At 56.6% G+C, this 219-nt stretch carries 2 tRNA genes; both read right to left on the bottom strand.

Going from position 1 to position 219, the window contains the following annotated elements:
• Positions 1-2: 2 nt before the first annotated feature.
• A tRNA-Val gene (locus tag OGX97_RS03195) sits at positions 3-75 on the bottom strand.
• Positions 76-121: 46 nt separating this feature from the next.
• A tRNA-Val gene (locus OGX97_RS03190) sits at positions 122-197 on the bottom strand.
• Between the last annotated feature and the right edge of the window lie 22 nt (positions 198-219).

Here is a 219-nt window from a genome sequence, read left to right as displayed (position 1 = left end):
GGTGGGTGATGACGGGATCGAACCGCCGACCCCCTCCTTGTAAGGGAGGTGCTCTCCCAGCTGAGCTAATCACCCACTTCTCAATTTCTTACTCTACACGGCGGAGACTACATAAAGTAGTTGGTGGGTGATGACGGGTTCGAACCGCCGACCCCCTCCTTGTAAGGGAGGTGCTCTCCCAGCTGAGCTAATCACCCCCGCTGTGTGGAGTCGCATTAT

Source organism: Citrobacter sp. Cpo061 (assembly GCF_030332845.1).
Taxonomy (GTDB): domain Bacteria; phylum Pseudomonadota; class Gammaproteobacteria; order Enterobacterales; family Enterobacteriaceae; genus Citrobacter; species Citrobacter portucalensis.
The sequence above is the reverse complement of the archived record's forward strand: the minus strand, read 5'-3'. Positions and strand labels throughout refer to the sequence as shown.